A 13,196-nucleotide genomic window follows, 5' to 3' on the forward strand; every position below is an offset into this window, starting at 1 on the left:
GATGCCCTCTCAGTCGTCCTTGTCGCTGTCGTCGTCGCCAAAGCGCGAATCGTCCGAGAACTCGTCCTCGCCCTCGTTGACGAACTTGGACGACAGCGCGATCGAGTGATTGTCATGGACGGGGTCCATCACAACGTCCGACGGGATCTCTCCGACCAGCCATTCGCGCAGCTCCTCGCGGATCTCGGCGGGCTCCTGGCCGGTCACCTCGACCAGATAGGCGATGAAGGCGCGCTGGTCGCCGTCGATCTCGTCCAGCTCGGTGTCCTCGGCCTCGGGCCACTTGTCGATGATCGCCTCATAGAAGGCCGCCCAGTTTTCCTGAACATGGTGCCACTTCATCAATAACCTCCTGTCGGAAGGCTGCCCTGGAACCAGCGCGCCGTCCCTGTAATGTCCTCGCCGACACCGGCGACGGTGTTGCAACCGGCCAGCATCGTGCAAGCCGCTACAGTAACCCAAAACATTCGCATCAGTTCGTCTCCTGCCACCAGACTTCGGGCAAAAAGCCCGGCCAGTCCCCGTACATGGGTATTTCCTTTGGGTATTTCAGATCCGCGGCATGGGCCAGCCGCGAGATCGGCGAAAAGCTGACCGGAATCACATAGCGCCCCGCCGTCAGCACGCGGTCCAGCGCCCGGACCGCGGCGGTGAAATCCTCGGCCGTGTCGGCGGCCGTCATGGCGTCGATCATCGCCTCGGCCGCGGGGCTGTCGATGCCCATCCAGTTGCGGCTGCCGGGCGTGGATACGCCGTCGCGACCCCAGTACAGGCGCTGTTCGCTGCCCGGCGACAGCGACAGGCCGCGTTCGTACCATGTCATGTCGAACTGATAGTTGTTCGTGCGTTCAATGTACTGCGCGGAATCCAGCAAAGTGATGCGCGGGGTGATCCCCAGGGGGCGCAGCGCCTCGACATAGATGTTCACGATCTGCTGAACCTCGGACCCGCTGCGCATCGCGGTGCCGTTCTGGTTCAGCAGGATCTCGAAGGCGAAGGGCTGGCCCTGCGCGTTCTTCAGCTGGCCGTCCTGAACCGTCCAGCCGGCCTCGGCCATCAGCGCCATCGCGCGGCGGACACCGGCGCGGTCCATCGCGCGGTCCGATCCTTCGGGCAGGGTATAGCCGTCCAGCGTGCCGGGCGGCAGGTCGGCCGCGAAGGGCGCCAGCAGTTCCGCCACGCGCCCCGTCGCGGGCCCGTCCTGCATCGCCAGGACCGAGTTCGAAAAATAGGACGTGATCCGGGGATCGGCACCGCCGTTCAGGGTCTGGTTGATGAAGCGGAAGTTGAACATCTCGATCAGCGCCTGCCGCACGCGCCAATCGGCGAAGGCCGGGTTGCGCGTGTTCATCACGAGGCCGACGATGCCCGACGGGCGTTCGTTCGGGATCTCTGCCTGGACCGCGCGTCCGTCCGTCATCAGCGGAAAGCCGTATTCGTTGGCCCATTTCTGCGCCGACAGTTCGCGCCAGACGGTGATGGCACCGGCCTTGAACGCCTCGAACATCGCGTTGGCATCGGCGAAATAGTCATAGCGGATGACGTCGAAATTGTTCACCCCCGCCATCAGGGGCAGATCGCGGCCCCAATAGTCGGGATTGCGGCGAAAGCTGATCGACCGCCCCGGCTCGATTTGATCGACGACATAGGCGCCGCTGCCAATCGGCGCCTCGAGCGAAGAGGCGGCGAAATCCTGCCCCTCCCACTGGGCCTTCTTCAGGATCGGACGCAACCCCATCAGCAGGGGCAGCTCTCGGTCGGGTTCGGTGAAGGTCAGGCGCACGCTGCGGGGGCCCGTGGCCTCGATCCTGTCGACGCGTGACCAAGCCGCCAGATAGCGGGGATGGCCCTGCGTCCCAAGCGTCTCATAGGACCAGATCACGTCGTCGACGGTGACCGGGCTGCCGTCGGAAAACCGCGCCTCCTCGCGCAGGGTGAACTCGACCCAGCGTCGGTCGGGCGCGACGTCGATCGTCTCGGCCAGCAGGCCGTAAAGGGTGAACGGTTCGTCGATCGACCGCATCATCAGGGACTCCGTCACGTGGACGCCCACGCCCCATGCGGCATTGCCCTTCAGCACCCAAGGTTTCAGGCTGTCGAACCCGCCCGGTTCTGCCAGCCGAATCGTACCGCCCTTGGGCGCGTCCGGGTTGGCATAGGGCAAATGTGCAAAGCCCTGTTGCAGGGCAGGTTCTCCATAGATTGCAATGCCATGGACAGGTTCGGCAAGGGTTGCCAGCGGCATAGATGCAACACCGCCCGTCAGGGTCAGCAGACCCACGGCAGCCCCCCTGATCGCGGATTTGTTAAGGTTTTCGAAGATTCGCATTGCCTGCCGCCCGGTCGTTTCTTGTTTGGCCGCATTATCAACAGGCTTGACCGGGGGGCGTCAACCAAGGTGGCAAGATCGCTGTTGGACTCGCGCGGTTCCTCGCGTATAAATAGGGCACTGCTCGATAGGTTTCTTGCCTGTATGAAACCTGCCTCATAACTTGCGCCCGCCTTGTGCGGGCGTTTTTTTTTGCCCATGCTGCACCTGAAAACCGCCTTTCGGGGCCGTCAAGGAGCAGCCGATGTTCGAGAAATTCCTCAAGGGCAAGACCGCCGTCGTCACCGGATCCAACTCTGGCATCGGGCTGGGCGTGGCCCGCAGGCTGGCACGTGCCGGCGCGGACGTGGTCCTGAACAGCTTCAGCGACACCGACGAGGATCACGCTCTGGCCGAAGGCATGTCCGGCGAACACGGGGTCAAGGTCCGCTACATCCGGGCCGACATGTCCAGGGGCGACGACTGCCGCGCGCTGATCGAAAAGGCCGGCGCCTGCGATATCCTGGTCAACAATGCCGGCATCCAGCACGTCGCGGCGATCCCCGATTTCCCGGCCGCGAAATGGGACGCGATCATCGCGATCAACCTGTCGTCCGCCTTCCACACCACCGCGGCGGCCCTGCCGCTGATGCGTGCGGCGGGATGGGGCAGGGTGATCAACATCGCCTCGGCCCACGGACTGACGGCCAGTCCCTACAAGTCGGCCTATGTCGCGGCCAAGCATGGCATCGTCGGTCTGACCAAGGTGACGGGTCTGGAAACCGCGCGCGAGGCGATCACCGCCAATGCCATCTGTCCGGGCTATGTACTGACGCCGCTGGTGGAAAGCCAGATCCCGGACACGATGGAGAAATACGGCATGGGCCGGGATGAGGTGATCGAAAAGATCCTGTTGGAACGCCAGCCGTCCAAGGAATTCGCGACGACCGACCAGCTTGGCGACACGGCGGTCTTCCTGTGCAGCGACGCCGCGGCCCAGATCACCGGGACCACGATTAGCGTCGACGGGGGCTGGACCGCCCTGTGACGGGAACCGCGCCGCGTCCCTTGCCGTTCCATATCAACACAATGTGAGGAGATGGTGATGAAGGGTCTTGTGGCGTGGTTTCTGGGGGTTCCGGTCGTTGTGATCGTGATCTTGTACGTTCTGGGCATCTTTTGATGCGTAAGGGCGCCCCGTGATGAGGGGCGCCCTTGGTCTGTCCGGGGTCTTCAGGACAGGCTGTTCTGGATGGTCTGGACGTCGGAATTCGTCAGCGTTTTGGCGACTTCCTTGCGCAGCCGAAGCTGCAGTTCCTTGTGATAGTGCTTTCGCATGACGCCCAAGGTCGAAGGGTCCGCGATGATCGCGATGTCCTCGAACTTATTCTTCAGCACCATCGCGTTCAGGTGACGCGACAGCTGGGCCGCAAAGGTTGCTTCCTCGTCATCCCGGGGCGACCCTTCGTCGATCTGCGCGCCGTCGCCCGACAGGCTCTCCTGCGTCACCTTGGTCGTTTCCGACAGCTCCAGCCCGGATTTGGCCGTGTTGCGGAACAGGGTGGCAGAGTGGCCGTCGGCAACGACGACCAAGGCATTGTGGGGCAGCATGGTCAGCTCCTTCTTGCGTTCGCTTTCACGGGTTCAACGCAAGCCGGGACCGGTCAGTTGCAGCCTTCGCAAAAGCGGCGGATGCGTGCCATCGCGTCCTGAAGCACGGCGTCGCTGGTGGCGTAGGAGATGCGGAAATGCGGCGACAGGCCGAATGCCGCACCGAAGACGACCGCGACCCCGGTTTCGTCCAGAAGCGCGTTCGCAAAGGCTTCGTCGCTGTCGATCGGGGTGCCGCCGGCGCTGGTCAGGCCGATCAGCCCGGCGATCGACGGATAGACGTAGAACGCACCCTGCGGCACCGGGCAGTCCAGCCCCGGACAGGCGTTCAGCCCCGCCACGACCAGGTCGCGCCGCCGTTGGAACACCGCGCGGCTGTCGGTAATGTAATCCTGCGGCCCGGTCAGCGCGGCCTCTGCGGCGTACTGGCTGATCGAGCAGGGGTTCGAGGTCGATTGCGACTGCAGCTTGGCCATCGCCTTGATCAGCGCCTCGGGGCCCGCCCCATAGCCGATCCGCCAGCCGGTCATGGCATAGGACTTGCTGACCCCGTTCATGGTCAGGACGCGGTCCTTCAGCCGGGGTTCGACCTGTGCGGGGGTGCAGAACTCGAAGCCGTCGAAGACCAGGTGCTCATAGATGTCGTCGGCCAGCACCCAGACCTGAGGATGACGCAGAAGCACATCGCACAGCGCCGCCATCTGCGCCCGGTCATAGCCCGCGCCCGACGGGTTCGAGGGCGAGTTGAGGATCAGCCACTTGGTCCGCGGGGTGATCGCGGCCTCCAGCGCGTCGGGGGTCAGGCGGAACCCGGATGCCTGGTCGCATTCCACGACGACCGGCGTGCCGCCCGCCAGCAGGACCATGTCGGGATAGCTGACCCAATAGGGGGCCGGCACGATCACCTCGTCGCCGTCGTCCAGCGTGGCCATCAGCGCATTGTAGAGGATCTGCTTGCCGCCGGTGCCGACAGTGATCTGGGCAGGCGCATAGTCCAGCCCGTTCTCACGCGCGAACTTGTCGGCGATGGCGCGTTTCAGGGACGGCGTGCCGTCCACGGCGGTGTAACGGGTGTGGCCCGCGTCGATCGCGGCCTTTGCCGCGTCGCGGACGTTTTCCGGGGTGTCGAAATCGGGCTCTCCGGCGGACAGGCTGATGATGTCGCGTCCCTGTGTGCGCAGGTCCGCCGCGCGGGTGGTCATCGCGATGGTGGGCGAGGGTTTGATGCGGGCCAGCCGGTCCGAGATGAACGCCATGAGACACCTTGCTGCTGTCGGTTTGAACTGTCGGCCCGCATGGCATACGCTGCGCCGCACGCCCTCACAAGGACGAGAGACATGATCGACAGCTATGCCGAACCGGTGGCGACCCTTGGCGACCGCCTGACCGCCGCGCGCGAAGGCGCGGGCCTGGACATTGCCGCCATGGCCGATGCGCTTGGCCTGCGCCCCGAGACGCTGGAGGGGTGGGAGGTCGATCAGGCCGAACCGACGGCCAGCCTGATGGGACGGATCGCCACGGTCACCGGCGTCTCGCCGGTTTGGCTGTTGACGGGGCAGGGCGCGGGACCGCAAGACGCAAGCGCGGGGGCGGCTCTGCGTGCCGAGCTGGCCGATCTGCGCCGCCTGCTGGCCGAGGCCGCCGCCCGCGTGGACCGTCTGGAGGAAGCACTGTCGCATGGCTGATACGCTGGAAACCCCCGAGAACCGCCTGAAACGTCTGCACATGCGCAGCTGGCGGCGCGGCATGAAGGAGATGGACCTGATTCTGGGCCGCTTCGCCGATGACTGCCTGTCCGGGCTGTCCGGCCCCGATCTGGACCTGTACGAACGCATGCTGGCCGAGAACGATCAGGATCTGTACCTGTGGGTCACCGCGCGGATCGGCGACGGTCCCACCCGCGAGGCACCGCAGATGCTGACCCCGATGCTGGATCGGATCGCGCGACATGCCTCGACCCGCTTTGCGGCCGATCGCTAAAAATTTCGGCATTCCTGGCGCAGGAAGAGGCGGCAATTAACCGAAGATTGTCTTTTCTCTGTCATTGAGAGGTCATGACGAACAGGACAGGACATCCCGAAGCCATGCTTGCACCTGCACCCCGCGAACAGCATCCGACAGTCGATCCCACGGCCCTGGACGTGCCCCTGTCGGACATGACCGACGCCTATCTGGAATCCCTGCAGCTGCTGGAGCGGATGCACCGGCTGATGCTGGATCTGGTCAAGGACGAATTCGAACGCCTGCACCGGGGCGACCTGACCCCGGTCCAGGCCATGATCCTGTACAATCTGGGCGAGGCCGAGGTCTCTGCCGGAGAGCTGCGGTCGCGCGGCATGTATCAGGGATCGAACGTCAGCTACAACCTGAAGAAGCTGGTCGCGATGGGTTATGTCCATCACGAACGCTGCGACATGGACAGACGCTCGGTCCGGGTGCGCCTGACGGCCGAAGGCCAGGCGGTGCGCGACCTGGTGCAGCGCCTGTTCATCCGCCACGCCGAAGGGCTGGCCATGTCGGGCGTGCTGGAGGATCCGCCGCTGGATCAGGTGAACCTGCAATGCCGCCGCATCGAGCGGTTCTGGACCGAGCAGATCCGCTATATCTATTGAATTGAACCCGGCCCTGCGGGGCCGGGTATGCCTTTTCCTGGCGCCTTACCAGGTGCCGGTGTTCTCCATGCTGGACCACGGCTCCTGCGGGGGCAGGTGATCGCCTTCCTGCAGCAGTTCGATCGACACGTTGTCCGGGCTGCGCACGAAGGCCATGTGGCCGTCGCGCGGGGGGCGGTTGATCGTGACGCCGGCATCCTGCAGCTTCTGGCACATCTCGTAGATGTTGCCGACGCGGTAGGCCAGATGGCCGAAATGGCGGCTGTCCGAGGGCAGGCCGTCATCGCCGTCCCAGTTGTAGGTCAGTTCCACCGGGCATTCCGGCTGGCCCGGAGGCGCCATGAACACCAGGCTGAAGCGGCCCTTGTCGTTGTCGATGCGGCGCGTTTCCTCAAGGCCCAGCAGGCGGAAGAAATCCATCGTCTTGTCCAGGTCCTTCACGCGGACCATCGTGTGCAGATAGCGGATGTTCATAGAGTATCCTTTGACGTTTGGGTTGAAGGAGACATGGTCTTGGCGCCGGCGCAACGCAACCCCCGCGGGGGCGGTTGCCGCAGTCGCGTTCTTGACTTAGGACGAGGGTCACAGCACCGCCTGAAAGGACCGCCGCAATGCCCCTCACGCCCGAACAGCAGGCCGAGATCGACAGCCAGCGCGCCACGCCTCGCCAGACGCTGCGCGCCGTGTCCGAGGGGATGGAGAACCACCTGTACGTGGCGCATCCGGTTCTGGATCACGGGCTGGTGCGGGTCATCGACTATATGGGCGACGACGCGGCGATCTGTCAGGCGGCGCGCGTCAGCTATGGCAAGGGGACCAAGTCGGTGCAGAACGACGAGGGGTTGATCCGCTATCTGATGCGGCACTGGCATTCGACGCCCTTCGAGATGTGCGAGGTCAAGTTCCACGTCAAGCTGCCGGTCTTCGTGGCCCGCCAGTGGATCCGTCACCGCACCGCCAACGTGAACGAGTATTCCGGCCGCTATTCGATCCTGGACCGGGAATTCTACATCCCCGCGCCCGAGCATCTGGCCGCGCAGTCGTCGCAGAACCACCAGGGCCGCGGCGAGGTGCTGCAGGGCGCCGAGGCGCAGCGCGTGCTGGACCTGCTGCGCGAGGACGCAATGCGCAGCTATGACAGCTACGAGGCGATGCTGAGCCAGGAGGGGCAGCAGGGTCTGGCGCGGGAACTGGCGCGCATGAACCTGCCCGCCAACATCTATACCCAGTGGTACTGGAAGGTGGACCTGCACAACCTGCTGCATTTTCTGCGCCTGCGCGCCGACAGCCATGCCCAATACGAGATCCGGGCCTATGCCGACATCATGTGCGACATCACCCGCGACTGGGTGCCCGCCGCCTTTGGTGCATTCCAGGATTACCGGATGAATGCCGTGAACCTGTCCGCGCAAGCAGCCGATGCGCTGCGGCGACGCCTGGCCGGAGAGGTCGTCACGCAGGAAAATGCCGGCATGGGCGCGCGTGAATGGCGCGAGTTCCAAGCCGTCTGGGGCTGAGCGGGGGCGCACCACGCGCCCCCGTCCGGATCAGAACGTGAAGTCGTTCAGGTCCAGGTTGGCGCGGTTGAAATCCTCCAGCACGATCACGGTGGAGGCGTTCACCGTCAGGATCGTGTCACCGCCCTGCTGCACCGCGCCGTTGATGGCGCGCTGGACCTGGCCGCGATCGAGGTCGTCGATCTCGATCCGGTCCAGGCCGTTCTGGAAGTCGACGATACGGTCGCGCCCGTCGCCCAGGTCGAATTCGAACCGGTCGGCGCCGATCCCCCCGGCCAGGATGTCGTTGCCCCGACCGCCGTCCAGCGTGTCGTTGCCCTGGTTTCCGTGCAGGATGTCGGCGCCGTCATCGCCCTCGATCTCGTCATTGCCCTCGTTGCCGAACAGCCGGTCATTGCCGCCGTCGCCTTCCAGGTCATCCCGGCCCTGACCGCCATAGAGCAGGTCGTTGCCCTGATTGCCCTCCAACTCGTCGTCGCCCCGGCCGCCGAACAGGGTGTCGAAGCCGAAGCCGCCCCACAGATCGTCGTTTCCGTCATCGCCGCGCAGCAGGTCGTTGCCCGCACCGCCTGCCAGGCTGTCATTGCCCGCGCCGCCGTTCAGCACGTCGTTGCCGTTCTCGCCCCAGATGCGGTCGAAGCCGCGGTTGCCATTCAGCACGTCGTTGCCGTCGCGCCCATAGATCAGGTCGGCCAACGCGCTGCCGTTGATCCGGTCCGCACCCGAGGTTCCGTTATAGCGTGCCATTCAAGCGATCCTTTCATATTGTCGGCCCCCCATGCGGCGGCCCTGTGCGAATCGCGATATCACGGGCCCGCTGACAGCCGGCTGACGGGGGCTGTCAGCGCGCTGTCAGCTTGGCCGTGCTAGGACGCGGGGATGAAACGATCCCTGTCCAGCCTGATGCTGATCCTGCTGCCGCTGACCCTTGCGGCGCAGCCGATCGCCCCCGATTACGAGACCGCCCGCCAGGCGGTGGACCGCGGCGACATGCTGCCGCTGGAGCAGATCCTGGCGCGGATCGAGGCGCGCCATCCCGGCCGCATCGTCGAGGTCGAGCTGGAAGACGAGGACGGCCTGTGGCTCTATGAGATCGAGGTGCTGACCCCCGAGGGCCGCCTGATCGAGATAGAGCTGGACGCCCGCACGGGGGCGATTTTGGGATACGAGGAAGACGACGACTGATGCGCGCCCTTGTGGTCGAGGATGACAGCCGGATCGCCGCCGATCTGGGCCGGGCGCTGACTGCGGCCGGGTTCCGCGTGGACGGCACCGCATCGGGCCAGGACGCCTGGTTCCGGGGCGGGACCGAGGGGTACGACCTGATCGTGCTGGACTTGGGGCTGCCCGACCTGGACGGTCTGACCGTGCTGAAACGCTGGCGGGCCGAGGGGTGCGATTCGCCCGTGCTGATCCTGACCGCACGGGGCGCCTGGACCGAGCGGGTCGAGGGGATCGAGGCCGGCGCCGACGACTATCTGCCCAAACCGTTCCGCATGGAGGAGCTGGTGGCGCGGGCCCGCGCCCTGGTGCGCCGGGCAGGCGGCCGGGCCGAACCGCGGATCGAGGCGGGCCGCCTGACCGTCGATCTGAACCGCATGACGGCGCTGGTCGATGGCGTGCCGGTCCCGCTGACCCCGCTGGAGTTCCGCCTGATCGCGCATCTGGCCGTTCACCGCGACCGCGTCGTCTCGCCCACGGAACTGCTGGAGCACCTTTACGGCGACGATGACGCGCGCGAGGCCAACGCGCTGGAGGCGGTCGTGACCCGCATGCGCCGCAAGCTGGGTCCGGGCATCGTCGCGACGCGGCGCGGCTTCGGCTATCTGCTGGAGGGCGGTGCATGAGGCCTTTGTCGCTGCGCCTGCGGCTGATGCTGCTGGGCGGGGCGACCATCCTGCTGGTCATGGCGCTGTCGGTGACGATGCTGGCGGTGTTGTTCGACCGCCATGTCCAGCGCGTCGCCGTGTCGGACCTGCGCGATCGGGCGCTGGTTCTGCTGTCGGCGATCGAACCCGGCACGCCGCCGCAGATGCGCGACCAGCCGCGCAACCCGTCGTGGCAGCTGCCATTCTCGGGGCATTACTGGCAGGTGTGGCTGGGGGACCAGCCCCTGCGGTCGCGTTCGCTGTGGGACGTGACGCTGCCTGTGCCCGCGGATGCGCCGCCGCCGGGCGAGGGGCGGGTGCTGCAGCTGGACGGGCCGGGCGACCAGCGCCTGCTGGCGCTGGATCAGCAGGTGCTGATCGGGCAGGGTGCGACCGCGTCCCCCATCCGCCTGATCGTGGCTGAGGACATGGAGGATTCCGCGCAGGCCCGCGCGGCCTTTCTGCGCGACCTTGTCCCATGGCTGGCGGGATTGGCGGCGCTGCTGCTGGCGGCGTCCTTCGTCCAGGTCACGCTTGGCCTGCGCCCGCTGGCCCAGGTCGGCGCGCATCTGCGCGGGCTGGCGCAGGGGCGCAGGCGGCGCCTGGGCGACGATCTGCCCTCCGAGGTCGCGCCCCTGGCCCGCCAGCTGGACCATCTGCTGGACGACCGCGACCGAGAGCTGGATCGTGCGCGCCACCGCGCCGGCGATCTGGCGCACGGGTTCAAGACGCCGCTGCAGGCGCTGCTGGGCGATGCCGAGGCGTTGCGCGATCAGGGACGGACCGAACAGGCCGACAGCATCGAACATGTCGTCACCGTGATGCGGCGCCATGTCGACCGGGAACTGGCGCGCGCCCGCATCCGCACCGACGCTGCACAGGCCCGCGCGCATCCCGCCCCGATCGTCGCCCGGCTGGTGCAGGTGCTGCAGCGCACGCCCGCGGGTGCCGGGCTGGACTGGCAGGTCGACCTGCCGCAGGCAGTGGCGCTGCGCATCGACCCTGACGACCTGACCGAGGCCCTGGGCGCGCTGCTGGAAAACGCGGCCCGCCATGCGCGGTCGCGGGTGTGGGTCGGGATGCGTGCGGATCACGATCGGACGGCAATCATCATCCGCGACGACGGGCCGGGCGTGCCCGATGCCGAGCTGGCGCGGTTGGCGCAGCGCGGCGTGCGGCTGGACCAGGGCGGCGACGGTCAGGGGATCGGTCTGGCCATCGTCACCGACATCGCCGAGGCCGCGGGCGGTCGCCTTGAGCTGATCAACATGCTGCCGGGCCTTGCGGCGGAACTGCACCTGCCGCGCCACCCGGACTGATGGTCAGGACGCGAACAGACCGTCGAAATCGGCAAAGCCCTTGACCTCGATCGGGTTGCCCGAGGGGTCGAAGAAGAACATCGTCCGCTGCTCTCCGGGCTGGCCCTCGAAGCGGATCTGGGGCGGGATGTCGAAGGACACGCCCGCCGTGGCCAGGCGGTCGGACAAGGCCAGCCAATCCGCCAGCGGCAGCACGACCCCCAGATGCGGCATCATCACCATGTGATCGCCCACCTGACCGGTGCGGGTGGTGGGAAAGGGCGTGCCCAGATGCAGCGAAAGCTGATGGCCGAAAAAGTCGAAATCGACCCAGGTGTCGGTGGAGCGACCCTCGGCACAGCCCAGGATGTCGCCATAGAAGCGACGGGCCGCGTCCAGGTCGGTGACATGGATGGCAAGGTGGAACAGGGATTTCATCGCGGCCTCCGTGGTTGCGGGGCAGTGATGCACGCGCGGGCCGCGCCCCGCAAGTCAGTCCAGCGCGTCCAGAACGCCGCCCGCCACGCGCGCGGTGTCCGACCAGCCCGGCAGCGCCGCCCCCGCCCGTGCGGCGGCGGCCGCCCGTGCGGCACGCTGGGCCGGGTCGGTCAGCATGCGGCGCAGCGCCTGCGCCAGCGCGGGCGCATCGTCGGGTGCGACCAGCAGGCCCGCACCGGCCGGAACCGTTCCCGGCACCGCGCCCGCACGCGTGCTGACGATGGGCAGGCCATGGGACAGCGCCTCGTCGAAGACGATGCCGTAACCCTCGTACCGGGTCGCCAGCGCAAAGATCGAGGCTGTTCGGTACAGGTCCGCCAGGCGATCCGCCTCTACCCGCCCGGCCAGTTCCAGCCGTCCGCCCAGTCCGCTGGCGGCGATCTGCGCCTGCAGGTCGGCAACATGGGCCGCGTCCCAGGGGTTGCCCACGATCACCGCCTGCCAGTCCAGATCGGCCAACGCCGCCAGCGCGGCGATCAGGACATCATGACCCTTGCGTGGGTGCAGGATGCCCACCGACAGGATCAGCGGCGGATCCTGCGGCGTGGCGGGCTGTTCCGGGCGGTCGGTGCCGGGGCGGACGACGGTGATCCGGTCGGCGGGCACGTCATAGCGGTCGACCAGCATGTCGCGCGTATGCGGGCTGGGCACCATCACGTGGCGCGCATGGGCCAGGTTCGCGCGCTCGGTCCGCCACAGATGGTCGGCCAGATCGGCGGGCAGGGCGCTTTCCTGGGCCAGGGGATGATGGATCATCGCCACGATGGGGACGCGGATCGCGGCCACTCCCTGCGGGTCCAGCGCGCCAAAGGCCAGCCCGTCGATGATCACCGGCCGATCCGCGGGCAGCGCCTGCAGCGCGTCCAGCGCCTGACGCATGTCGCTGTCGGACGGGGTCGGAAAGCTGTCGGGCAGGGCCATGACATCGACATGCCGACCCTGGTCGCGCAGCCCCTGCACCATGCGGCGGTCGTAGATATAGCCGCCGGTCAGGGTGGTGATGTCGCCCGGGAGGGCAAAGGTCAGGGTCTTTGGGTCGGTCACGGGTCTGCCTGTATGGCTGCGGGGGCGGGACGGTTGACGCGGCGCTGCGCCAACAGGACCAGCAGCCCCGGCAGGGTGCTGGCCAGAAACATCAGGCCGAAGGCCAGGCTGGCGGCAAGCCCCGCCTGCGCGCTGGCGCCGATCAGGGGGAACAGCCCGGCGGCCGCACCCTCGCGCAGACCCCACCCGCTGACGGTCAGCGGCAGGATCATGGTCAGAAGGATCAGCGGCACCAGAACGGCGGTCTCGACCGGGGACATCATCGTGCCGGTGGCCGCGGCGCAGAAGGCAAAGGCCGCAAGGTTGGCCCCGGTGATCGCCAGGTTCAGCGCCACCTGACGCGGCAGGGCGCCCGGCGCCAGCAGCGTGACGCGCAACGCGCCCCGCAGATCGCGTGCGGCGGTGCCTGCGCGCCCAGGCAGCTGTCCAGCACCGCCGCA

Annotated in this window: 17 protein-coding genes; 8 read left to right on the forward strand and 9 right to left on the reverse strand. The window is 67.0% G+C overall.

Features of this window, described 5'->3' with window-relative positions; all coding sequences use genetic code 11:
• Positions 1-9 precede the first annotated feature (9 nt).
• A complete protein-coding gene (locus tag GBO37_RS03495; protein WP_045981713.1) occupies positions 10-342 on the reverse strand; it encodes a hypothetical protein in 333 nt (110 codons plus the stop codon).
• A gap of 130 nt (positions 343-472) precedes the next feature.
• Positions 473-2,329, reverse strand: a complete 1,857-nt coding sequence (locus GBO37_RS03500; protein WP_252927268.1) for an extracellular solute-binding protein — start codon at positions 2,327-2,329, stop codon at positions 473-475.
• A gap of 244 nt (positions 2,330-2,573) precedes the next feature.
• Between GBO37_RS03500 and GBO37_RS03505 the strand changes: the two genes are divergently transcribed.
• A complete protein-coding gene (locus GBO37_RS03505) occupies positions 2,574-3,356 on the forward strand; it encodes a 3-hydroxybutyrate dehydrogenase (RefSeq protein ID WP_252927272.1) in 783 nt (260 codons plus the stop codon).
• A gap of 185 nt (positions 3,357-3,541) precedes the next feature.
• On the opposite strand, the gene GBO37_RS03510 is transcribed toward GBO37_RS03505, so the two are convergent.
• Complete coding sequence (locus GBO37_RS03510) at positions 3,542-3,919, reverse strand: host attachment family protein (RefSeq protein WP_252927274.1); 378 nt, start codon at positions 3,917-3,919, stop codon at positions 3,542-3,544.
• A gap of 53 nt (positions 3,920-3,972) precedes the next feature.
• The gene (locus tag GBO37_RS03515; RefSeq protein ID WP_252927277.1) at positions 3,973-5,175 is read right to left on the reverse strand and encodes a pyridoxal phosphate-dependent aminotransferase; all 1,203 of its coding nucleotides are present in this window, start codon (positions 5,173-5,175) and stop codon (positions 3,973-3,975) included.
• Between the two features lie 81 nt (positions 5,176-5,256).
• On the opposite strand from GBO37_RS03515, the gene GBO37_RS03520 reads away from it, so the two are divergent.
• The 3 genes from GBO37_RS03520 (at position 5,257) to GBO37_RS03530 (ending at position 6,531) form a co-directional block, all read left to right on the forward strand.
• Entirely contained in the window at positions 5,257-5,604 is a 348-nt protein-coding gene (locus GBO37_RS03520; protein ID WP_042249702.1) for a helix-turn-helix transcriptional regulator, read from the forward strand.
• A complete protein-coding gene (locus GBO37_RS03525; RefSeq protein WP_252927281.1) occupies positions 5,597-5,899 on the forward strand; it encodes a succinate dehydrogenase assembly factor 2 in 303 nt (100 codons plus the stop codon). Before GBO37_RS03520 ends, GBO37_RS03525 begins: the two co-directional genes overlap by 8 nt.
• A 176-nt stretch (positions 5,900-6,075) precedes the next feature.
• A complete protein-coding gene (locus GBO37_RS03530; protein ID WP_127899388.1) occupies positions 6,076-6,531 on the forward strand; it encodes a MarR family winged helix-turn-helix transcriptional regulator in 456 nt (151 codons plus the stop codon).
• A 45-nt stretch (positions 6,532-6,576) separates the two neighbouring features.
• Here the strand turns inward: GBO37_RS03530 and GBO37_RS03535 are convergent, their stop codons facing one another.
• The gene (locus GBO37_RS03535) at positions 6,577-7,005 is read right to left on the reverse strand and encodes a VOC family protein (protein ID WP_148912353.1); all 429 of its coding nucleotides are present in this window, start codon (positions 7,003-7,005) and stop codon (positions 6,577-6,579) included.
• A gap of 137 nt (positions 7,006-7,142) precedes the next feature.
• Between GBO37_RS03535 and thyX the strand changes: the two genes are divergently transcribed.
• Positions 7,143-8,048 (forward strand): FAD-dependent thymidylate synthase, encoded by a 906-nt coding sequence (gene thyX / locus GBO37_RS03540; RefSeq protein ID WP_252927283.1) that lies wholly within the window; start codon positions 7,143-7,145, stop codon positions 8,046-8,048.
• A 30-nt stretch (positions 8,049-8,078) separates the two neighbouring features.
• Here the strand turns inward: thyX and GBO37_RS03545 are convergent, their stop codons facing one another.
• Positions 8,079-8,795, reverse strand: a complete 717-nt coding sequence (locus tag GBO37_RS03545; protein ID WP_084693635.1) for a calcium-binding protein — start codon at positions 8,793-8,795, stop codon at positions 8,079-8,081.
• A gap of 132 nt (positions 8,796-8,927) precedes the next feature.
• Between GBO37_RS03545 and GBO37_RS03550 the strand changes: the two genes are divergently transcribed.
• The 3 genes from GBO37_RS03550 to GBO37_RS03560 are packed head-to-tail and all read left to right on the forward strand — an operon-like array spanning position 8,928 to position 11,235.
• Positions 8,928-9,233: a PepSY domain-containing protein gene (locus GBO37_RS03550; RefSeq protein ID WP_052715076.1), complete on the forward strand. Its 306-nt coding sequence runs from the start codon at positions 8,928-8,930 to the stop codon at positions 9,231-9,233.
• On the forward strand, positions 9,233-9,895 hold the full coding sequence (locus tag GBO37_RS03555) for a response regulator transcription factor (protein ID WP_045981723.1): 663 nt from the start codon (positions 9,233-9,235) through the stop codon (positions 9,893-9,895). The genes GBO37_RS03550 and GBO37_RS03555 overlap by 1 nt, the downstream gene beginning before the upstream one ends.
• A complete protein-coding gene (locus GBO37_RS03560; RefSeq protein ID WP_252927285.1) occupies positions 9,892-11,235 on the forward strand; it encodes a HAMP domain-containing sensor histidine kinase in 1,344 nt (447 codons plus the stop codon). Before GBO37_RS03555 ends, GBO37_RS03560 begins: the two co-directional genes overlap by 4 nt.
• Before the next feature lie 3 nt (positions 11,236-11,238).
• Here GBO37_RS03560 and GBO37_RS03565 read toward each other — a convergent pair whose 3' ends face one another.
• The 3 genes from GBO37_RS03565 to GBO37_RS03575 all read right to left on the reverse strand — a co-directional run.
• Complete coding sequence (locus GBO37_RS03565; protein WP_252927288.1) at positions 11,239-11,652, reverse strand: VOC family protein; 414 nt, start codon at positions 11,650-11,652, stop codon at positions 11,239-11,241.
• A 54-nt stretch (positions 11,653-11,706) separates the two neighbouring features.
• Complete coding sequence (locus GBO37_RS03570; protein ID WP_252927290.1) at positions 11,707-12,756, reverse strand: glycosyltransferase; 1,050 nt, start codon at positions 12,754-12,756, stop codon at positions 11,707-11,709.
• Positions 12,753-13,196: lysylphosphatidylglycerol synthase domain-containing protein (locus tag GBO37_RS03575; RefSeq protein WP_252927292.1), on the reverse strand; the 444-nt coding region annotated here is incomplete at its 5' end. The genes GBO37_RS03575 and GBO37_RS03570, both read right to left, overlap by 4 nt.

It is taken from the genome of Paracoccus sp. 08 (assembly GCF_024105395.1).
Lineage (GTDB): Bacteria > Pseudomonadota > Alphaproteobacteria > Rhodobacterales > Rhodobacteraceae > Paracoccus > Paracoccus marcusii.